The organism is Kitasatospora sp. NPDC058406 (assembly GCF_042722765.1).
GTDB lineage: Bacteria > Actinomycetota > Actinomycetes > Streptomycetales > Streptomycetaceae > Kitasatospora.
On record NZ_JBHXKE010000191.1, the window covers coordinates 1 to 19,574 of the forward strand.

Genomic DNA, 19,574 nt, shown 5'->3' on the forward strand with positions numbered 1-19,574 from the left:
GGAGGTCGGCGTGGCCGTTGTGGCGGGCGTACTCCTCGATCATGTGGGTGAGGATCCAGCGGAGCGAGTAGGCGTCGTCGCCGTCGGCCCCGGTGCTCCCCCGGTAGTGCCCGACGAAGTCCAACGACTCAGTGGCGGCGACGAGTTGCCGGGCGTGCTCGCACTCGCCGCGCCAGACGGCGAAGGCCTCCTCCGGATCGGCGTCCTCGACGTCGAACTCGCTGAAGCTCCCGTCGGGGCGCTTCCAGTAGCCGGGCACGGCCTCGTCGGCGAGGACGTTGCGGAACCAGCCGCGCTCGACCTCGGCGAGGTGGCGGGCCAGGCCGAGCAGCGAGAGGGCGGAGGGCGCGAGGGGGCGGGCGCGGAGCTGTTCGGTGGTCAGTCCGGCGCACTTCATCACGAACGTGGCCCGCTGGTGGTCCAGGAAGGTGACCAGGGTGGCACGCTCGTCGGCGGTGCGGAGGGGTTCGGTCCGCGCGGCGTCGGCGCGATCGTAGGCGTCCATCGGATCATGCTCGCAGGGCGGTCGGCCCACGGCACCGGGTTTTCGAGGGGCGGACGCGGGCCTAGGCCCTCGGGTCGAGCCCGGCGATCCACTCCTGCGCGGCTCCGACGGTCTCCACGACCGGGACGCCGGCCGGGAGCGGCGGACGCTCCACGACCACCACGGGCAGGGCCAGTTCACGGGCGGCCGTGAGCTTGGGGGCGGTGGCCGCGCCGCCGCTGTCCTTGGTGACCACGACGTCGATGCGGTGCTCGCGGAGCAGCGCGCGTTCGCCCTCCAGCGTGAACGGGCCGCGGTCCAGCAGGACGTGGAGCGAGGCGGGCACCGGCGGCTCGGGCGGATCGACCGACCGGGCCGTGAAGTGCAGACCGTCGAGGTGGGCGAACGCGCCGATGCCCTGCCGTCCGGTGGTGAGCAGGATCCGCCGGCCGAGCGGGGGAAGCAGCTCCGCCGCGGCGGCGAGGGAGGCGGCCGGGTGCCAGCGGTCGCCCTCCACCGGCGTCCAGCCGGGGCGGCGCAGTGCGAGCAGCGGCACGCCGGTCGCGGCGGCGGCCTCGGCGGCGTTGCGGGACATGACGGCGGCGAACGGGTGGGTGGCGTCGACCACGGCGTCCACCCGTTCGGCGCGCAGCCACGCGGCGAGGCCGTCCGGGCCGCCGAAGCCGCCGATCCGGACCTCGCCGACGGGCAGCCGCGGGTCCGCGACCCGCCCGGCGAGGGAACTGGTGACCCTGAGCGGCGAGCCGGCCAGGGCGGCGGCGAGCGTCCGCGCCTCGGTCGTCCCGCCGAGGACGAGCAGGTGGGGCGCCACTACGACCCGCAGGGCTCGTGCGGGCGCTCGCGGTCCGCCGAGTAGAGGTGGCTGTCGCGGAACTGCTCGGCGGCGAGGGTCCGGCCGACGATGATCACCGCGGTGCGGACCACGCCCGTCTCCTTCAGCTGTCCGGCGATCGAGCCGACGGTGCCGCGCAGCACCAGCTCGTCCGGCCGGCTGGCCATCGCGACGACGGCGGCCGGGCAGTCGGCGCCGTAGTGCGGCAGCAGCTGCTCCACCACGTCGTCGACGTACCCGGCGGCCAGGTGCAGGACGAGCAGGGCGCCGCTGCGGCCGAGGGTGGCGAGGTCCTCGCCCTCCGGCATGGGGGTGGCGCGCTTGGCGATCCGGGTGAGGATGACGGTCTGGCCGACGGTCGGCACCGTCAGCTCGCGCTTGAGGGCGGCGGCCGCGGCGGCGAAGGCCGGCACGCCGGGTACGACCTCGTACGGGACGCCGGCCGCGTCGAGCCGGCGCATCTGCTCGGCGACGGCGCTGAACACGGACGGGTCGCCGGAGTGCAGGCGGGCCACGTCCTGTCCGGCCCGGTGGGCGCGGACCAGCTCCTCGACGATCTGGTCGAGGTTGAGGTTGGCGGTGTCGACCAGGCGGGCGCCCGGCGGGCACTCGTCCAGCAGCTCGCGAGGCACCAGACTGCCCGCGTAGAGGCAGACCTCGGCGCGGGCCAGGATCCGCTGGCCGCGCAGGGTGATCAGGTCGGCGGCGCCGGGGCCGGCCCCGATGAAGTGGACGGTCACGAGGCGTTCTCCCGGGGGGTGAGGGACTGGGCGGCAGGCTTGGCGGCGGACCACTGGGTGACCGGCATGGCCTGGCGCCAGCCGGTGAAGCCGCCGACCGGGACGGCGTGGGCGACGGCGAGCCGCAGCAGCTCGCCGCCGTGCCGCCGGTACCACTCGGTGAGCAGTGCCTCCGACTCCAGGGTCACGGTGTTGGCGACCAGCCGCCCGCCCGGCGCCAGCGCGGTCCAGCAGGCGTCCAGCAGGCCGGGCGCGGTGAGCCCGCCGCCGACGAACACCGCGTCGGGGGCGGGCAGCCCGGCGAGCGCGGCGGGTGCGGCGCCGGTGACGACGCGCAGCCGGGGGACACCGAGCGCGGCGGCGTTGCGGGCGATCCGCCCGGCCCGGACGGGGTCGCGTTCGACGGTGACGGCCCGGTTGTCGCGGTGCGCGCGCAGCCACTCGATCGCGATCGACCCGGAGCCGCCGCCGACGTCCCAGAGCAGTTCGCCGGGGACGGGCGCGAGGGTGGCCAGGGTGGCGGCACGGACGTGGCGTTTGGTCAGCTGGCCGTCGTTCTCGTACGCGCCGTCGGGCAGGCCGGGGACGACCGGGGTGCGGGGGCCGGTGTCGCCGAGGTCGACCGCGATCAGGTTGAGCCGGTCGCCGGGCGGGTGCGGCCAGCCGTCGGCGGGGCCGTCGAGCTGCCGTTCGGCGGGGCCGCCGAGCTGTTCCAGCACCCGCAGCCGGGCGGCGCCGAAGCCGCTCGCGGTGAGCAGCGCGGCGACGGCACCGGGCCCGTCGGCGTCGGCGCTGAGGACGAGCAGGCGGCGCCCGGGGTTGAGGGCGAGGCGCAGGGCGTCCAGGGGGCGGCCGACCAGGCTGACGACCTCGGTGGACTCCAGCGGCCAGCCGAGCCGGGCACAGGCGTACGTCACGGAGGAGGGGTGCGGCAGGACGCGCAGCCGGTCGGGGCCGGCGATCTCCGCGAGGGTGCGGCCGATGCCGTAGAACATCGGGTCGCCGCTGGCCAGGACGGCGACGCGGCGGTCCGCGTACCGGGCGAGCAGCCCCGGGACGGCCGGGCGCAGCGGGGTCGGCCACGGCACCCGTTCGGCGGAGACCTCGTCCGCGGGGAGGAGGTCGAGCTGCCGGGGGCCGCCGATCACCACCTCGGCCGTCCGCAGCGAGGCCCGCGCGGTGCCGGCGAGGCCGGGCCAGCCGTCCGCCCCGATCCCGACGACGGTGAGCGGGGGTGGCTGCTGGGGCACCGGGGGGCTCCTTGTGGATCTGCGGGGGTGGCTCGGGGCCCGCCGGCCGGGTTTGCGGTTTCGGCCCCGGGGCAGCCTACCTGGCGCTGTCCGTCCGGGGGGTGGCCAGGGTGCATGCCCTGCCGGGCGGGGTTAGCGTCGACCGGGGGGACCTCAGCACGCAACGGAGGGCACCATGTCCGAGTCAGCGGTCCCGTACACCACCAACAACGCCGGGATCCCGGTGCCGAGCGACGACAACTCGCTCACGGTGGGGAGGGACGGCCCGATCCTGCTCCACGACCACTACCTGATCGAGAAGATGGCCCAGTTCAACCGTGAACGGGTGCCGGAGCGGGTGGTGCACGCGAAGGGGTCCGGGGCGTACGGCGTCTTCGAGACGACGGAGGACGTCAGCCGCTACACGAAGGCGACGTTGTTCCAGCCGGGCAAGCGGACGGAGATGCTGGCCCGGTTCTCGACCGTCGCCGGTGAGCAGGGCAGTCCGGACACCTGGCGCGACCCGCGCGGCTTCGCGCTGAAGTTCTACACCGAGGACGGCAACTACGACCTGGTCGGCAACAACACGCCGGTCTTCTTCGTCCGCGACACGATCAAGTTCCAGGACTTCATCCGCTCGCAGAAGCGGCGCACGGACAACGGTCTGCGCGACCACGACATGCAGTGGGACTTCTGGACGCTCTCGCCGGAGTCCGCCCACATGGTCACCTGGCTGATGGGGGACCGCGGCCTTCCGAAGTCGTACCGGCACATGAACGGGTACGGCTCGCACACCTACATGTGGATCAACTCCGGTGGCGAGCGGTTCTGGGTGAAGTACCACTTCAAGACCGACCAGGGCGTCGAGTTCCTCACCCAGGCCGATGCCGACCGGCTGGCCGGCTCCGACCCGGACCTGCACCGCGAGGACCTCTGGCAGGCGATCGACGGGGGCAACCCGCCGTCCTGGACGCTGTACGTGCAGGTGATGCCGTTCGACGAGGCGCCCGGTTACCGGTTCAACCCCTTCGACCTCACCAAGGTCTGGCCGCACGGCGACTACCCCCTGGTCAAGGTCGGCACGATGACCCTGAACCGCAACCCCGAGGACTACTTCGTCCACATCGAGCAGTCCGCCTTCGAACCGGCCAACCTGGTGCCCGGGATCAGCGTCTCGCCGGACAAGATGCTGCTCGGCCGGATCTTCTCCTACCCCGACACCCACCGGTACCGGATCGGTCCCAACTACGCGCAGCTGCCGCCGAACCGGCCGCACGTCCCGGTGCACTCGTACGCCAAGGACGGCCCGATGCGGTTCGACCCGGCCCGTACCGCGGCGCCGTACGCGCCCAACTCCAAGGGCGGGCCGGCCGCGGACCCGAAGGTGTACGACGATCCGTCCGCCGGCTGGCAGACCTCCGGCGACATGGTGCGCGAGGCCTACTCGCTGCACGCCGAGGACGACGACTGGGGTCAGGCGGGCACGATGGTCCGCAAGGTGCTGGACGACGCGGAGCGCGACCGGCTGGTGTCCAACATCGTCGGGCACCTCAAGGGCGGGGTCAGCGATCCGGTGCTGGACCGGGCGGTGCAGTACTGGCGCAACGTCGACAAGGCGCTCGGCGACCGGGTCGCCTCGGGCGTGGGCAAGGACTGACGCCCGAGGTGCGAGGGCGTGACGACCTGAGCGCGTGACGGCCTGAGGGCGTGACGGCGAGGGAGGGCGCGGGCCGAGGACGGGGCCCGCGCCCTCAGCGTGCCCGCAGCCAGTCCCCGGACGCGATCAGCGCGGGGTGCGCGCGCAGCCGGGCGGCGACGTCCGGGCCGGCCAGGTACACCCACGCCTCCGCCGTGCCGCCGTCGGCGGTCCGGACGGCCAGCCGCTCCCGGACGTACTCCCCGGTGCCGTCCGTCCGGCAGTCCTCCAGGCGGTCCAGGGCGGTGAGCGCCTCCGGGTACGCGCCCCGGCGGACCGTGACGAGTTCGCCGACGATCCGCCGCCCGGGCGCGGCGTCCGGTACCGCGTAGGGGAACCCCGGTCCCTCGTGCAGGGCCGCTCCTTCCAGGACCGCGCCGCGGACCTCGGCGCACCGGCCCGCCAGGTACACGGCGTGGTTGCGCCCGCCGGGGCGGAGCGTGCCGTAGACGAAGAAGGGGAGGTCGGGGGCGGGCGGGGCGGTGGGCATGGGGCTCTCCTGCGGGACCGGGCGGCCGACGGACGGCATCGGCGGGTGACAGATTCCAGCACTCGTCGTCCGCCGGGCGCCACCCCCCGGCCGTCGTTCGTGGTCCGGAGTCCGCGCGCCGCCCGTCGGCCTCCGTCCGCTGCGTCGTCCGCAGCCTCGTCCGCTGCTCTGCCGTCACCCCGCCGCCGGCTGCCGTCCGGTGCCGGGTTTGTCCGGATGGGGCTGCTTTCGGTGCCCGGTGGCCGATCGTCCGGTGATACCCACTGGCGTCCAGGTCGGCTGATGCGGTGTCATGGCGGGTGAACGCCAGTACCGTCTTAGGGGGACACCCATGACAGCACCCGTCGCAGGCAAGCCGGGCGCGGCCTCCGCCGCCGCACCCGCCGGTGCCGCACCCGCCGATGCCCGTCCCGTCGACGCGGGCCCCGCCGGTGCCGGTCCCGCGGCGGCGCGGTTGGGAGGGCAGGTGTGGGTGGCCCTCGGGATCGTGTACGTGGTGTGGGGATCGACGTACCTGGCGATCCGGATCGCGCTGGAGACGATGCCGTCGTTCCTCTCCGCCGCGGCGCGGTTCCTGACCGCCGGCCTGCTGCTCGTCGGGTTCGTCGCGCTCCGCCACGGGCGCGAGGGGCTCCGGGTGGACCTGCGGCAGCTGGGATCCTCCGCGCTGGTCGGCGGGCTGCTGCTGACCGGCGGGAACGGCCTGGTGGTGCTCGGCGAGAACTCGATCCCGTCCGGTCTGGCCGCGCTGGTGGTGGCCGTGGTGCCGCTGTGGATGGTCCTGTTGACGGCGGCGGACGGCCACCGGCCCAAGCCGGTGGAACTGGCCGGCGTCCTGTTCGGACTGGTCGGGCTGGGGGTGCTCTCGGCGCCCGCGATCGGCGGCGACATCGCGATCGGCGGCGTGATCGCGGTGGTCTGCGGCACGGTCACCTGGGCGTTCGGGTCGTTCGCCGCGAAGCGGATCCGGATGCCCGGCAACGTCTTCGCCGCGAGTGCCTACCAGATGCTCGCCGGCGGGCTCGGCAACCTGCTGATAGGACTGGTGCGCGGTGAGCAGCACGGGCTCGACCTGGGCGAGGTCTCCGGGCGGTCCTGGCTGGCACTCGGGTTCCTGGTCGTGTTCGGCTCGCTGGTCGCCTACACCGCGTACGCGTGGCTGTTGCGCTCGGCGCCGCTGACCCTGGTCGCCACCTACGCCTACGTGAACCCGGTGGTGGCGGTGCTGCTCGGCTGGCTGGTGCTGGCCGAGCCACTGACCGGCCCCACCCTGCTGGGTGGGGCGATCGTGGTCGTGGGTGTCTGCCTGGTGGTGAGCGTCAGTCGGACTTCGCGTAAGTGAGGACGGCGACCCCGTTGTCGAAGGTGCGGGACGCTTCGAGTCGGAAGGTGTGCGGCGCGAAGCCCGCGCGGAACATCGGAATGCCCGAGCCGGTCACGACCGGGTACTGCTTGACGATCAACTCGTCGATCTCGGGGAGGAGTTGTCCGGCCAGATCGGCGCCCCCGCACAGCCAGATGCCGAGGCCGTCCTCCTGCTTGAGTGCGCGGACCCGGGTCAGCGGGTCGGCGGCCGTGACCTCGACCGCGGGGTCGGGGCTCTGCGTCAGGGAGCGGGAGAAGACCAGCTGTCGCAGGTGGGCGTAGGGGTTGGCGAGCCCGACGGGCAGCCCCGGTTCGTACGTGCCGCGACCCATGAGCACGGTGTCGAAGCGCCTGTTGGGAGCGTCCGCCGCGCCCAGTGCGGTGCGGCCCGGCGTGGGCAGGGTCTCGGGGAACTCGCCGACCATGAAGGAGAGGAAGTCGCCGGAGACGTACTGCATGAGGACCTCGAAGTCGCCGTCCGGCGCGGCGATGAAGCCGTCGAGGGTGGCGCCGACGTAGTAGGTGAGCTTGCGCATGCACGTCCTTGGGTTTCGGTGAGGGCCTCGCGCCCTGACCACGACAGTTATAGTACTCCGGCCGTAGTGGTTGCAAGGGGGATCCGGGAAGGAGCTGGTCTCCGACCCGTGACCGCGTCCGCCGTCCTGTCCCTCACCTCGTCCGGTGGCTCGCCCTCACCGGTGCGGCGCGGTGCGCGCGAGGACCGCCTCGATCAGGTCCGCCCGCTCGGCCACCCCGGCTGCCGGGACGTCGATCAGCCGGTAGCCGTGCGCCCGGTAGGCCCGCTCGTGCAGCCGCTCGAAGGTCAGCGCGTCCTCGAAGGAGATCCGCCGGGCGGCCGTCGGCTCGACGAAGCCGAGGTTGCGGACGAAGAACACCTCGCTCCGGTAGACGTGTTCGTCGCCGATGCGCCGCAGCTCGGCGGTGAGCGCGGGGGACGCGGGGCGGCCGAGGAAGGTGCGCAAGGCCTCGGTGCAGACCGGGGACCGGTCGTGGAACCGGACCTCCCCGGGCGCCGTCGCCGTCGCCGCCCGCTCGCGCTGCAGGGTGACGACCTCGTCGACGAAACCGGCCCGCGTCCACGGCTCCGGATCCCCGGCGGCCTGCCGGCGGGCGATCACGTCGGTGGCGGCCTCCGCCGTGACGGAGTAGCCGCGGCGGGCCAACTCTGCCAGCAGGGTGGTCTTTCCGGCGCCCGGTGTGCCGGTGAGGATGTAACGACGCACGTCTTCCCCCGTCTTTCCTTCTCTTCCCCTGTTCGCTCCGTCCGTTCCGTCCGTGCCGCCGGTGCCGTCCGTGGGGCTCGTGCCGCCGGTCGACCGGTCGCCGCTGCCGGGCCGCCGTCCGCTCAGACGAACCGGATGTGCCGGACCCCGACCAGGGCGCGTCGAAGGCGCCCGCGCAGCGGGCCGTCGGTGTTCGGCGTGAGTGTCAACCCGGCTGCCGCGGCGAGGTGTTCGGCCACCTGGGGCACGGTGAGGCGGTCGGTCCGGACGTGTTCGCCGAACTCGTCGCGGCTGAGGCGGTCCAGGCAGTGGTCGAGCCGCGACACCGCGAAGCTCTCCCGGCGCAGTGGCGCGTCCTTCCCGGCGACCAGCCGCACGGCGTGCCCGGCCCCGCGTTCACGCAGCCGTCGCAGCACCTCCTCCCGTTCGGCCAGGAGGGCGAAGTGCCGGACGTCGTGGCCTCGTTCGCGCAGCCGGCCCACGGTCTCGGCGAGGTAGGCGGGCTCGGTGACCGTCATCGGCGCGATCACCGTGCCCCGGTGGTGGCCGAGCGTGCGGTCGAGCACCTCGTACACGCCCTGGCGCCAGGCGGGCAGGTCCTGGAAGTCTCCCCGCAGTGGCCGGGGGGTCATCCGGTGCAGCCCGAAGCCGACCTCCTCGGGGTCGCAGACCACGCTGCCGGGCAGCCGTCGCCGCAGCTCGTGCGACACCTGGGTCTTGCCGCCGCCGAACGGGCCGTTGATCCACAGGAGCATGCCGACCAGCCTACGCCGGGACGCCCGCGCCCCCGGCCGACCCGCCCGGGTCGGTCAGAACAGTGCGGACGGCTTGCCGGCCCACCAGTTGCCGGGCGCGTCGGGGTCGCGACTGGTCCAGAACTCGACGATGCCGGAGACGAATTCGGCGGCGGAGAGCCGCCCGTCACCGTCCAGGTCGAGCCGGCGGAACGCCTCGTCCGCGTCGTCGCGGGAGAGCGCGGAGAAGTGGCCCCGCTGGAAGACGAAGAACTCGCCGGCGTCGACGGTCCCGCTGCCGTCCACGTCGGCGACGGCCAGGAACGCCTCGGCCAGCGTCCCGAAGACGGCCCGTGCGGCGGCCGGGTCGTCGGCGACCGAGAGGGTCGAGGCGGTGAACTGCTCCCGGGTGACCGCCGTGGTGCCCTCCGGCAGGTGGGCGAGGTGCAGGTCGCGCCAGATGGCCAGGTAGGCGCCGACGATCCGTTCCTCCGTCGCCGACCCCTCGGCGTGGCCGAGCGACCGGGCCACCGCATGCCCCATCAGGACGTGGTCGCGCTCGGTCAGCAGGCCGTCCCCGTCGGCGTCCAGATGGTCGAAGCCGTGGTTGATCTTGGCGACCAGCAGTTCCTCCGACACGGTGCCCCCTCGGTTGGTGATCGCTCCGAAGTCTGCACGCTAACCCGCCGCCGCGCCGTCGCGCAGCCGAAGCCGGCAACCGCCTCCCGCCCCCGCCTCCCGTCCCGGCCGCCCCTGCCGGCCGCCCCTGCCGGCCCGGTGGCGGCCGTCGGCGGCGAGCGGCGCGACACGGGTGTGCCGCACGCTCCTCGACGCCGACCGTCCCGGGCGGGAGCGCGTCCTCAGCCCGCGCTCCGGAGCGCCGCGTCCGCCAGTCGTTCCGCCAGGTCGCCGAAGGCGGAGCCGAGTTCCTCGTCGGCGACGCCCCCGGCGTAGGACTGGAAGGCCAGCGCGGCCTGGGCCTGGACGGCCGGGGTGGCGTACACGGGGTCGATCGGGTAGGGCTCCCCGGGCGGCCAGGGCAGCGGCCAGTGCTTCGGCCACGGGATCCTGCCGTGCGGGGTGCCGCACCAGTCGTCACCGACCTCGGTGAGGATGTTCCGCACGTTGCCACCGGAGAGGCGGGCGGTGATGGCGGCGTTGGCCACCGCGTTGACGGTGCCGGAGACGGCGAGCCGCAGCTCGGCGGCGCCCGGCGGGATCGGTTGCGGGTCGAGGGTCACGGGCCCGCCGCCGCTGTTGGCGAGGTGCACGTGCCGGGTGGGGCCCAGGACGGGCAGGTGCGGGGTGATGCCGTCGATCGCCTCGGGATGGAGGCGGCCCAACAGGTAGAGGAGGGTGGCGGATTGGCGGACTAGGCTCATCGGAACCCCTTCTTGGGGACGCGCGGGTCACTGCCGGTGATCGATCGTAGACGGAGCGGTACCGGGGTGCCGGAACCGACACGGCGGGAAGGGGCGCCGGCCGGGCCTCAGTGCGCGGCTGCCAGCAGCTCCCGGGTGTACTCGGTGTGCGGGGCGGCGAACAGCTGGTCCCGGTCGGTGGACTCGACCAGCCGGCCCCGGTGCATCACGGCCACCCGGTCGCAGAAGTGCCGGACCACCGCGAGGTCGTGGGAGACGAACAGGAAGGCGACGTCGAGCCGTTCGCGCAGCTCCATCAGCAGGTTGAGCACCTGGGCCTGGACCGAGACGTCCAGTGCGGAGACCGGTTCGTCGGCGATGATCAGCCGGGGTTCGGGGGCGAGCGCGCGGGCGATGCCGATCCGCTGGCGCTGGCCGCCGGAGAACTCGTGTGGGTAGCGGTCCAGGTGCGAGGACGGCAGGCCGACCTGTTCCAGCAGTTCGGCGGACCGGTCGCGGCGTTCCGCCGGGGTCAGCGCGGTGTGCAGGCTCAGCGGGGTGTCCAGGGTCTGGGCGATCGTACGGCGCGGGTTGAGCGAGGCGTACGGATCCTGGAAGACCAGCTGGATCTCCTTGCTGAGGCGCCGCCGGAGCGCCCGGTCCGGGGCGGTGGCGTCCACGCCGTCGTACCGCACGGTCCCGCCGGTGACGGGCTGGAGGCCGGCCAGGACGCGGGAGGTGGTGGACTTGCCGGAGCCGGACTCGCCGACCAGGCCGAGGGTCTCGCCGGGGGCGATCCGCAGGCTGACCCCCTCGACCGCCCGGACGGGTTCGGCCCGGCGGCCGGGGAAGCGGCGGCGGCCGGGGAAGTGCACGGCGAGGTCCTCGACCTCGACCAGCCATCGACCGTCCCGCGCGGCCCCGCCGGGTGAACCGCCGGGAGCGTCCTGGGGAGCACCGGCTCCGGCACGGGCACGGGCTCCGGTGTCGGCGCCGGAACCGTCGCACCCGGCGAAGGAGAACGAGGGCGACGGGTCGTCGACCGTCGGCAGCGGCGTGCCCGGCACCGTGTCCAGCGTGAGCGCGGCGCCCACCAGGGCCCGGGTGTAGGGCTGCCGGGGGGAGGCGAGCAGCGACGCGGTCGGGGCGGTCTCCACCTGCTCGCCCCCGCGCAGCACCAGGGTCCGGTCCGTCGTGCCCGCGACCACACCCAGGTCGTGGCTGACCAGCAGCACCGCCGTGCCGTGTTCGCGCTGCAACTCCCCGAGCAGGTCGAGGACCTGGCGCTGGACGCGGGCGTCGAGGGCGGTGGTCGGCTCGTCGGCGATCAGCACGTCGGGGTCGTTCATCAGCGCCATCGCGATCATCACGCGCTGTCGCATGCCGCCCGAGAACTGGTGCGGGTAGTCGCGGACCCGGGTGCCCGGGATGCCGACCCGGTCCAGCATCTCGGCCGCCCGCCGCCCGGACTCGGCGCGCCCGGCACCGGGGTGGTGCAGCCGGTACATCTCGGCGAGCTGCGCACCGACCCCGTGGAACGGGCTGAGCGAGGTGAGCGCGTCCTGGAAGACGAGCGCCACCCGGCCGCCGCGCACCTCGCGCAGCACGGACTCCTCGGCGCCCACCAGCTCCTGCCCGCCCAGCCGGATCGAGCCGGTGACGGTGGTGGTGCGCGGGTCGTGCAGGCCGAGCACGGCGAGTCCGGTCACGGACTTGCCGGAGCCCGACTCGCCCACCAGACCGAGCACTTCGCCCCGGGCCAGGTCGAAGGAGAGGCCGCGTACGGCGGCCACGGGGGCGCCGCCGCGCGGGTCGGCGAAGGAGACGGACAGGTCGCGGACGCGGAGCACGGGCTCCTCGGCGGGGTCCGGGGTGGTGGCGGGCTCGGTCATCGGGACAGGCTCCAGGAACGGCGGGGCGGGGTCAGCTGAGGCGGATGCGCGGGTCGAGCCAGGCCACCACGAGGTCGGCCAGCGCGACGAAGAGCACGACGAAGCAGGCGGCCAGCAGCACCGCACCGACCACGGCCGGCAGGTCCTGCCCCTCGACGGCCTCGATGGCGAACCGGCCGATGCCGTTCAGCCCGAACACCGTCTCGGTGATCACCGCACCGCCGAGCAGCGCGCCCGCCTCCAGGCCGAGCAGCTGCACCAGCGGTCCGGCCGCGCCGCGCGAGGTGTACTTGAGGTGGGCGCGGAGCCGGCCGAGGCCCTTGCCGCGCGCAGTCCGGACGTACTCCTCGTTCATCGTCTCCAGCAGCTGGGAGCGCGAGAGCCGGGCGAACACGGCCGAGTTGACGAAGCCGAGGACGAGCCAGGGGAGCAGCATCCCGCCGGCCCAGGCGGCCGGGTCGGTGGCCGGCGGGGTGTAGGAGGGCAGCGGCAGCAGCCCGCTGGTGTAGACCAGCCCCCACTGTGCGACGTACCCGAGGAAGTAGATCTGCACGCTGGCGCCGACCAGGGTGAAGCCGGAGAGGAGCTTGTCCGTCCGGGTGCCGTGGCGCAGGGCGGCGACGAAGCCGGTGCCGAGCCCGAACAGCAGCAGGAACGCGAAGGCGCCGACGGCCAGCGAGACGGTGACGGGCAGGTGGTCGACCAGAGCCTCGGTGACCGGCTGGTGCAGCCGGTAGGAGTAGCCGAGGCAGGGCGCGTCGCAGTGGATGACCGAACCGTCGACGTCCTTGATGTCCCGGCCGGCGACGACCCCGGCCAGGTAGTCGGTGTACTGGGCGAGGAGCGGCTGGTCCAGGCCCATGCTCGAACGGACCGCCGCGACCTGGCCGGTGTCGCAGCGCGGACCGCAGGCGGCGCGGGCCGGGTCGGCGGGGGCGGCGTAGAAGAGGACGAAGGCGGCGGCGGAGACCGCGGCCAGGACGGCGATCGCCTGGAGGATCCGCCGCAGGGCGAAGGAGAGCATGGTGGCCGGTCCGAATCAGAGGGCGTCGGGGTGGGCGGCCCCGCCCGCGCGTGCGGTGCACGGCGCGGCGGGCGGGGCCGCCGGGGACTTCGGGGCGTCAGGACTTCAGGTAGACCCAGGCCAGGCTGACCGAGCCGTAGATCGGGTGGATGAACGTCCCGCCGACGTTGGCGCCGCGCAGCTGGTTCATGTTCGGGTAGGCGAACGGCAGGACCGGCAGCTCCTTCATCACGGTCTGCTCCAGCGCGTACAGCTCCTTGGCCTTCTGGCGCGGCTCGCCGATCTGGTTGATCCGGTCGATCTCCTTGTCGACCCCGGCGTTGCGGTAGCGGGCGGAGTTGAGGTCGCTGTTGGCGCGGCCGTCGAAGGAGAACGGGATCAGCGTGGAGGGCGTCGGCCAGTCGACCGAGCTGGTCTCCTCCCACAGGTCGTAGGGGGAGTCGGCGCGGTGCGTCTCGTCCAGCAGCGCCTTGGGGTCGATCGGCTTGGGCACGACGGTGATGCCGGCCTTGGCGAAGCCGTCGACCAGGACCTGGGCGACCCGCTGCCCGTTGGGCGTGTTGGCGTACGCGTAGGTGAGCGAGGCGGGGGCCTGCTTGGCCTTGGCGAGGGTGGCCTTGGCGGCGTCCGGGTCGCCCTCCGGCTTGGCCGGGTCCAGGTCGTACTTCTGCCAGTCGACGAGCGCGGGGGAGCTGAGCGTGGTGGCGAGTTCGCCGGCCCGGGTGCCGCCCTGCACCTGGCGGGCCTGCTGGCGCGGGTAGGCGAGGTGGAGGGCCCTGCGGACCTCGACGTCGGCCACCCGCTCGTTGTTGATCACGAGCTGGGTGACGAAGGCGCCCTGCCGGCCCGAGACGACCAGTTCCTTGGCCTTCGGGTCGGTGTCCACGGTCTGGTACAGCTCGGGGGAGAGCTGGGTGGCGACCGTGGTCGCGTCCGCTCCGCCGTCGCGCCCGGAGAGGATCTCCTGGTTGATGTTGAGCGCTTCCTTGCCGAACGTGAAGACGAACTTCTCCGGGTACTGGTTGCGGATCGGGTCGCTCTCCGGCTTCCAGTGCGGGTTGCGCTCCAGGACCAGGCGGGTGTTCTGGACGTGCTCGACGATCCGGTACGGGCCGCTGGAGTACGGCAGCCGGTCGTAGTCCGTGCCGGTGTCCTTGTCCTTGCGCACCGGGGACGAGGAGGACTGGGCGGCCATGTAGGGCACGTCGGCCTGCGGCTGCGGGAAGTGGAAGACGATGGTGCGGTCGTCCGGCGTCTCGATCGCGGCGAGGTCGCCGTCCTGCGGGCCGCCGTACTTCTTGCGGGCGTCGTCGTAGCTCGCCTCGCCGGTGAGCCACTGCGGCCAGTACGGCGGGCCGACCTCGTAGCCCTTGCCGAAGCTGCGCTGGATGCCGTACTTGACCTGCTGGGAGGTGATCGGCTGGCCGTCCTCCCAGGCCACGCCCTCCTTCAGCCTGTACGTCCAGGTGCGGCCGCCGTCGGCGGGGGTGCCGGTGTCGGTGGCGAGGTCGCCGACCAGCTTCGCCTTGCCGTCCACCACCTGGTACTGGGTGAGCTGGCGGCCCCAGAGCAGCGAGGTGTTGTAGGCGGCGCCCGCGTACACCTTCTGCGGGTCGAGGTGGCGGAAGTCGGTCGCGTTGTAGACGTTCACCGTGCCGCCCGCGCGGGCACCGGGCACGGCGGGGGCCGGTCCGGCGCTCTCCTTCTCGGTGCCGAGCGCGGCGGTCAGCGGCGAGGTGTCCTTCGGCGAGGCGGCGGTGCCGGTGGAGGTGGAGCCCGCGCCGGCCGAGCAGGAGGTCGCCAGCAGGGCGGTCGCGACGACGGCGAGGGACGGTCTGATCCAGCGCATGGCGAATCTCTCCTTGCCCCGGGGGCCCGGGGCGGATAGGTGAACGGCGAAAGAAGGGAGGAAGGTCGGGGAGGGCCGGACGGCCGGCGGCGAGCGGTCGGGGACCGGCCGCCTCAGCGGGCGCTGCGCGGGTCCAGCGCGTCCCGGACGGCGTCGCCGAGCAGGTTGAAGGCGAGGACGAACAGCAGCAGCGCGATGCCGGGGAAGAACATGTACGTCGGATCGGCCTGGAAGACCTCGGAGCCGCGGGAGATCATCCGGCCCCAGTCCGGGATCGGCTCGTTGATCCCGACGCCGAGGAACGACAGCACCGCCTCGGAGGCGACGAACGTCGGCACCGCCATGGTGGCGTGCACCAGCAGCTGCGCCCGGACATTCGGCAGGAGTTCACGGAAGACGATATGGAATCCGCTCGCTCCCATCGCCCGTGCGGACTGCACGAAATCCCTTTCCCGGAGCGACCTGACGGTGGCGCGAAGGGAAAGCGCCAGCGGAATCCAGCCGAACGCGGAGAACACCAGGATGAGGACGAGGAACTGCATCCAGTCGGGTTCCGCGGTGCCGGGATCGACCAGCCGGGACTGGATCACCGGGCTGATCGCGAGCAGCAGGAGCAGCGTCGGGAACGCCAGCAGGACGTTGGAGAGGAAGCCGAACAGCCGGTCGGTGATCCCGCCGAGGTAGCCCACCGCGACCCCGGCCAGCACCCCGAGGGTGGTGGTGACGGCGGCCGCGACGAAGGCGATGAGCAGCGAGGTGCGGATGCCGTAGAGCAGCTGGGTGAGCACGTCGCGGCCGAGACCGGGCTCCAGGCCGAACCAGAACTCCCCGGAGATGCCGCCGTTGGGCGCGACCGGCAGGCCACCGTCGCTGAGCAGGCCGGGAGTGTTCTGGCCGTAGTGCTCGGTCGGGTTCTTGCCGTACAGCGCGGCGATCAGCGGGGCCGCGACGGCGAGCAGGAGGAAGAGGAGGACGACGGCGAGGGAGACGGCTCCCGTGCGGTCGCGGCAGACGCGCCGCAGCAGGCTCGCGGGGGCGGGCGCCCGGTCCGGCGCCGGGCCGGGATCCTGGGAGCCCGACCGGGTGGGCGCCGTGGGCGCCGTGGGTGGCGTCCGGGGGGCCGGCTCCGCGGCGGGCCCTGCGACTGGTTCGACCACTGCCATGAGAGGCGTACTCCCCGAATTCTCCGCCGCCCCGTGGGTGAGGGTGCGCTGACGTGCATTTCCGGGCGGCCGGTCCGGGGGTTTCCCGGTGGGCCGCCGAGCGCCATCAGATCGGATACCGAGGGAGTTCCGCAAATCATTCCCCGGGCCTGTCGTCGGCTTTGTTGCGGGAATGACGGCGGCTTCATTCCGCCGCAATACTGCCGTAGCAGTAGAACGGACATACGTGGACAAAAGTCATGTCATGTCCGCTGTCGTCCCGCATTTTGAGATCTCCGACACAGGAGCGGCGGCGTTGATACGATTCCGGCGGGCCGCGACTGGCGCGCACGGATGGAATCGACCATCGGGAAGCGGCCCCGTGCCGAATCACGTCAAGTCGCCGAGCGCCTGGGCCCCCCGAACCTCCTTCCAGGAGACCGTCATGGCCCAGCAGCCCCACACGGCCGCCACCCCCTCCGCCAACACGGCGTTCCGATCGGCCCTCGACGTCGTCCGCGAGGTCGAACCGCGGATCGCCGCCGCCGTCGGCCAGGAGATCGACGACCAGCGCGCCTCGCTCAAGCTCATCGCCAGCGAGAACTACGCCTCCCCGGCCGTCCTGCTCGCGATGGGCAACTGGCTCAGCGACAAGTACGCCGAGGGCACGGTCGGCCGGCGTTTCTACGCGGGCTGCCGCAACGTCGACACCGTCGAGAGCATCGCCGCCGAGCACGCCCGCGCCCTGTTCGGCGCCGAGCACGCCTACGTCCAGCCGCACTCGGGCATCGACGCCAACCTGACCGCGTTCTGGGCCGTCCTCTCCCAGCGGGTGGAGAGCCCCGCCCTCCGGCGTGCCCGGGTCCGCAACGTCAACGACCTCACCGAGCAGGACTGGGCCCTGCTGCGCCAGGAGCTCGGCAACCAGCGGATGCTCGGCATGTCCCTGGACACCGGCGGTCACCTCACCCACGGCTTCCGCCCCAACATCTCCGGCAAGATGTTCGACCAGCGCAGCTACGGCACCGACCCGGTCACCGGCCTGATCGACTACGACGCGCTGCGCGCCACCGCCCGCGAGTTCCGCCCGCTGATCCTGGTGGCGGGCTACTCCGCCTACCCGCGGCTGGTCAACTTCCGCGTGATGCGCGAGATCGCGGACGAGGTCGGCGCGACCCTGATGGTCGACATGGCGCACTTCGCCGGCCTGGTCGCGGGCAAGGTGCTCACCGGCGACCACGACCCGGTCCCGCACGCCCAGATCGTCACCACCACCACCCACAAGTCGCTGCGGGGCCCGCGCGGCGGCATGGTGCTCTGCACCGCCGAGCTGGCCGAGCACGTCGACCGCGGCTGCCCGCTGGTCCTCGGCGGCCCGCTCTCGCACGTCATGGCGGCCAAGGCGGTCGCGTTCGCCGAGGCCCGCCGCCCGGAGTTCCGGACCTACGCCCGCCAGGTCGTCGACAACGCCCAGGCGCTCGCCGAGGGCCTGCTGCGGCGCGGCGGCACGCTGGTCACCGGCGGCACCGACAACCACCTCGTCCTCGCCGACGTCTCCGGCCACGGCCTGACGGGTCGCCAGGCCGAGGCGGCGCTCCTCGACTCCGGCATCGTCACCAACCGCAACTCCGTCCCGCAGGACCCGAACGGCGCCTGGTACACCTCCGGCGTCCGGATCGGCACGCCCGCGCTCACCACGCGCGGCCTGGGTGTCGCCGAGATGGACGAGATCGCCGCCCTGATCGACACCGTGCTGCGGTCGACCACCCCGGCCACCACCGCCGCGGGCGCCCCCTCCAAGGCCCAGTACGTCCTGGACCCCGCCGTCGCCGACGGCATCGCCAAGCGCGCCGCCGACCTCCTCGCCGGCTTCCCGCTCTACCCGGGCGTCGACCTGGCGTAGTCGCCCCCGCGGGGTGCGGGGGCGACCCCCGCACCCCGCCGCCGCACCCCGCCCCTGGTGCCGCGGGCGGAGATCATCTCCGTGATGATGACAAATCGGACACCTGGGCGGCAGTATGGATGAACGCTCCTCCGCCCCCCGAACATCTCCGATCAGGTCCTTCCACAGAATCGCCGGGCGGCGAAATACTTTGCTCCGGGCTCTCTCCAACTCCGTTCGGTGACCGGTAGATTGCAGCGAGCTCGGGTACCGGGGCTACCGTTTGCGGCAGGTTGAGCCGCGTTCGCGCGCCCGGTCCGCCGTCCGTCCCGGGCGGTGAACCGGCGGAGACCCGTCACCGACCGGCAGCAGCGCGCCCGGAGACGGGGAGCGGCCGACGGTCGGTCGTACCGTGTAAGGAGCCACCTCGTGACCGACACCGCACTCGGCACCGAGCAGCACCCGCTCACCGAGCCCGCCGTGCTCGACGACGTCCCCGGCTGGTTCTGGGACCATGACCGTCATCTCTTCGAGTGGTTCCTCGGCCGGCAGGAAGCCGCAGGTCTCACCGGCGACCTGCTGGAAATGGGCGCCTACCTGGGGCGCAGCGCGATCGTGATCGGCTCCCACCTGCAACCCGGCGAGACGTTCACGGTCTGTGACCTCTTCGATTCGGACGCCCCGGACGTCGAGAACGCCGCCGAGATGGACATGTCCTACCGGCGGTCGCTCACCCGGACCGCGTTCGAGACCAACTACCTGTCCTTCCACGACAGGCTGCCGGAGATCGTCCAGGCGTCCACCTCCGTGCTGGCCGGCGGCCGCCTCCCGGCCGGCACCTTCCGCTTCGTCCACATCGACGCCTCGCACCTCTACGAGCACGCGGCCTCCGACCTCGACGTGGCCCGTACGGCGCTGGCCCCGCAAGGGGTGGTGGCCGTCGACGACTACCGCTCGGCGCACACCCCCGGCGTCGCGGCCGCCACCTGGGAGGCCCTGTTCAACCACGGCCTCAAGCCGATCGTGCTCACCGACAGCAAGTTCTACGGCACCTGGGGCGACCCGGAGCCTGCCCGGCTCGACCTGCTCGCCCGGCGCGGCACCCTCCCGCACTGCGCCATCACCAGCGAGGCGCTCGCCGGGCACCGGCTGGTGCGGATAGGCGGCAGCGCGGAGGGCGCCGCCCCGTCCCCGGTCTCGCGCCACCACGCCCGACTCACCGTCGAGGCCGAACGCCGCGAGGCCGAACGGGCCGCGCACCAGGCCCTCCACGAGGCGGAACTGGAGCGCCGGGCGGCCGTGCTGGACCTGACCGAACGCCGGGCCCTCGCCGCCGAACGCCGCCGCCCGGCCAACGTGGCCAAGCGCGTCGCGGGCGACCTCCTCCCGCCGGTCGTCACCTCCGCCATCCGCCGCGCCCGCCGCGGCTGACCGCCGCACTCCGCCGCAGGACCACCCCGACGAACCCGGCGCCCCCCGCACAGCGGAGCGGGGAAGCGCCCGGCGGGAAAAAAACCCGCCGGCGGGTTAGCGCGGCCCCCGGGGGCCGCGGCGCCCCGGGGCGCCGACCCCGGGGGGGGGGGGCGGTG

The 19,574-nt window shown here is 73.5% G+C and carries 18 protein-coding genes and 1 riboswitch; of the genes, 4 read left to right on the forward strand and 14 right to left on the reverse strand.

Annotation, left to right across the window (positions count from 1 at the left end; translation table 11 throughout):
- The 4 genes from ACFWOG_RS29755 to cbiE form a co-directional block, all read right to left on the reverse strand.
- Positions 1–505 (reverse strand): DinB family protein (locus tag ACFWOG_RS29755; RefSeq protein WP_380361940.1); only part of this gene is annotated, 505 nt, incomplete at its 3' end.
- 61 nt (positions 506–566) lie between these two features.
- The gene (locus ACFWOG_RS29760; protein WP_329948842.1) at positions 567–1,316 is read right to left on the reverse strand and encodes a cobalt-precorrin-6A reductase; all 750 of its coding nucleotides are present in this window, start codon (positions 1,314–1,316) and stop codon (positions 567–569) included.
- Positions 1,316–2,077: a precorrin-4 C(11)-methyltransferase gene (gene cobM, locus ACFWOG_RS29765; protein ID WP_329880357.1), complete on the reverse strand. Its 762-nt coding sequence runs from the start codon at positions 2,075–2,077 to the stop codon at positions 1,316–1,318. Before cobM ends, ACFWOG_RS29760 begins: the two co-directional genes overlap by 1 nt.
- Complete coding sequence (gene cbiE, locus ACFWOG_RS29770) at positions 2,074–3,327, reverse strand: precorrin-6y C5,15-methyltransferase (decarboxylating) subunit CbiE (RefSeq protein ID WP_380361943.1); 1,254 nt, start codon at positions 3,325–3,327, stop codon at positions 2,074–2,076. The genes cobM and cbiE overlap by 4 nt, the downstream gene beginning before the upstream one ends.
- A gap of 175 nt (positions 3,328–3,502) precedes the next feature.
- On the opposite strand from cbiE, the gene ACFWOG_RS29775 reads away from it, so the two are divergent.
- Complete coding sequence (locus ACFWOG_RS29775) at positions 3,503–4,963, forward strand: catalase (RefSeq protein WP_329948839.1); 1,461 nt, start codon at positions 3,503–3,505, stop codon at positions 4,961–4,963.
- A 94-nt stretch (positions 4,964–5,057) separates the two neighbouring features.
- On the opposite strand, the gene ACFWOG_RS29780 is transcribed toward ACFWOG_RS29775, so the two are convergent.
- Positions 5,058–5,492, reverse strand: coding sequence for a gamma-glutamylcyclotransferase family protein (locus ACFWOG_RS29780; protein WP_329948838.1), 435 nt, complete (start codon positions 5,490–5,492; stop codon positions 5,058–5,060).
- 331 nt (positions 5,493–5,823) lie between these two features.
- On the opposite strand from ACFWOG_RS29780, the gene ACFWOG_RS29785 reads away from it, so the two are divergent.
- A complete protein-coding gene (locus tag ACFWOG_RS29785) occupies positions 5,824–6,834 on the forward strand; it encodes an EamA family transporter (RefSeq protein WP_380361945.1) in 1,011 nt (336 codons plus the stop codon).
- On the opposite strand, the gene ACFWOG_RS29790 is transcribed toward ACFWOG_RS29785, so the two are convergent.
- The 9 genes from ACFWOG_RS29790 to ACFWOG_RS29830 form a co-directional block, all read right to left on the reverse strand.
- A complete protein-coding gene (locus ACFWOG_RS29790; protein WP_380361947.1) occupies positions 6,812–7,393 on the reverse strand; it encodes a dihydrofolate reductase family protein in 582 nt (193 codons plus the stop codon). The genes ACFWOG_RS29785 and ACFWOG_RS29790 overlap by 23 nt on opposite strands.
- Positions 7,394–7,549: 156 nt before the next feature.
- The gene (locus ACFWOG_RS29795; RefSeq protein WP_380361949.1) at positions 7,550–8,101 is read right to left on the reverse strand and encodes an AAA family ATPase; all 552 of its coding nucleotides are present in this window, start codon (positions 8,099–8,101) and stop codon (positions 7,550–7,552) included.
- Between the two features lie 122 nt (positions 8,102–8,223).
- Positions 8,224–8,856: an AAA family ATPase gene (locus ACFWOG_RS29800; RefSeq protein ID WP_329948834.1), complete on the reverse strand. Its 633-nt coding sequence runs from the start codon at positions 8,854–8,856 to the stop codon at positions 8,224–8,226.
- 54 nt (positions 8,857–8,910) lie between these two features.
- Complete coding sequence (locus tag ACFWOG_RS29805; RefSeq protein WP_329880345.1) at positions 8,911–9,474, reverse strand: EF-hand domain-containing protein; 564 nt, start codon at positions 9,472–9,474, stop codon at positions 8,911–8,913.
- A 221-nt stretch (positions 9,475–9,695) separates the two neighbouring features.
- Positions 9,696–10,217: a hypothetical protein gene (locus tag ACFWOG_RS29810; RefSeq protein ID WP_329948833.1), complete on the reverse strand. Its 522-nt coding sequence runs from the start codon at positions 10,215–10,217 to the stop codon at positions 9,696–9,698.
- Positions 10,218–10,324: 107 nt separating this feature from the next.
- Positions 10,325–12,088 (reverse strand): dipeptide ABC transporter ATP-binding protein, encoded by a 1,764-nt coding sequence (locus ACFWOG_RS29815; protein ID WP_380361953.1) that lies wholly within the window; start codon positions 12,086–12,088, stop codon positions 10,325–10,327.
- Positions 12,089–12,119: 31 nt separating this feature from the next.
- A complete protein-coding gene (locus ACFWOG_RS29820) occupies positions 12,120–13,112 on the reverse strand; it encodes an ABC transporter permease (RefSeq protein WP_329880339.1) in 993 nt (330 codons plus the stop codon).
- Positions 13,113–13,209: 97 nt separating this feature from the next.
- A complete protein-coding gene (locus ACFWOG_RS29825) occupies positions 13,210–14,961 on the reverse strand; it encodes an ABC transporter substrate-binding protein (RefSeq protein ID WP_380361955.1) in 1,752 nt (583 codons plus the stop codon).
- A gap of 113 nt (positions 14,962–15,074) precedes the next feature.
- Entirely contained in the window at positions 15,075–16,124 is a 1,050-nt protein-coding gene (locus ACFWOG_RS29830; RefSeq protein WP_329948829.1) for an ABC transporter permease, read from the reverse strand.
- A gap of 306 nt (positions 16,125–16,430) precedes the next feature.
- A riboswitch (ZMP/ZTP riboswitch) is annotated at positions 16,431–16,527 on the forward strand.
- A gap of 21 nt (positions 16,528–16,548) precedes the next feature.
- Between ACFWOG_RS29830 and ACFWOG_RS29835 the strand changes: the two genes are divergently transcribed.
- Both ACFWOG_RS29835 and ACFWOG_RS29840 read left to right on the forward strand, forming a co-directional pair.
- Positions 16,549–18,006, forward strand: a complete 1,458-nt coding sequence (locus ACFWOG_RS29835; RefSeq protein ID WP_380361958.1) for a glycine hydroxymethyltransferase — start codon at positions 16,549–16,551, stop codon at positions 18,004–18,006.
- Positions 18,007–18,414: 408 nt separating this feature from the next.
- Entirely contained in the window at positions 18,415–19,416 is a 1,002-nt protein-coding gene (locus ACFWOG_RS29840) for a class I SAM-dependent methyltransferase (protein WP_380361960.1), read from the forward strand.
- Positions 19,417–19,574 lie beyond the last annotated feature (158 nt).

Coding starts and splice junctions, on each gene's coding strand:
- ACFWOG_RS29820 (WP_329880339.1), bottom strand. CDS start 13,112: ATGCTCTCCTTCGCCCTGCGGCGGATCCTCCAGGCGATCGCCGTCCTG.
- ACFWOG_RS29815 (WP_380361953.1), bottom strand. CDS start 12,088: ATGACCGAGCCCGCCACCACCCCGGACCCCGCCGAGGAGCCCGTGCTC.
- ACFWOG_RS29825 (WP_380361955.1), bottom strand. CDS start 14,961: ATGCGCTGGATCAGACCGTCCCTCGCCGTCGTCGCGACCGCCCTGCTG.
- ACFWOG_RS29835 (WP_380361958.1), top strand. CDS start 16,549: ATGGCCCAGCAGCCCCACACGGCCGCCACCCCCTCCGCCAACACGGCG.
- ACFWOG_RS29780 (WP_329948838.1), bottom strand. CDS start 5,492: ATGCCCACCGCCCCGCCCGCCCCCGACCTCCCCTTCTTCGTCTACGGC.
- ACFWOG_RS29785 (WP_380361945.1), top strand. CDS start 5,824: ATGACAGCACCCGTCGCAGGCAAGCCGGGCGCGGCCTCCGCCGCCGCA.
- ACFWOG_RS29775 (WP_329948839.1), top strand. CDS start 3,503: ATGTCCGAGTCAGCGGTCCCGTACACCACCAACAACGCCGGGATCCCG.
- ACFWOG_RS29830 (WP_329948829.1), bottom strand. CDS start 16,124: ATGGCAGTGGTCGAACCAGTCGCAGGGCCCGCCGCGGAGCCGGCCCCC.
- ACFWOG_RS29800 (WP_329948834.1), bottom strand. CDS start 8,856: ATGCTCCTGTGGATCAACGGCCCGTTCGGCGGCGGCAAGACCCAGGTG.
- ACFWOG_RS29790 (WP_380361947.1), bottom strand. CDS start 7,393: ATGCGCAAGCTCACCTACTACGTCGGCGCCACCCTCGACGGCTTCATC.
- ACFWOG_RS29810 (WP_329948833.1), bottom strand. CDS start 10,217: ATGAGCCTAGTCCGCCAATCCGCCACCCTCCTCTACCTGTTGGGCCGC.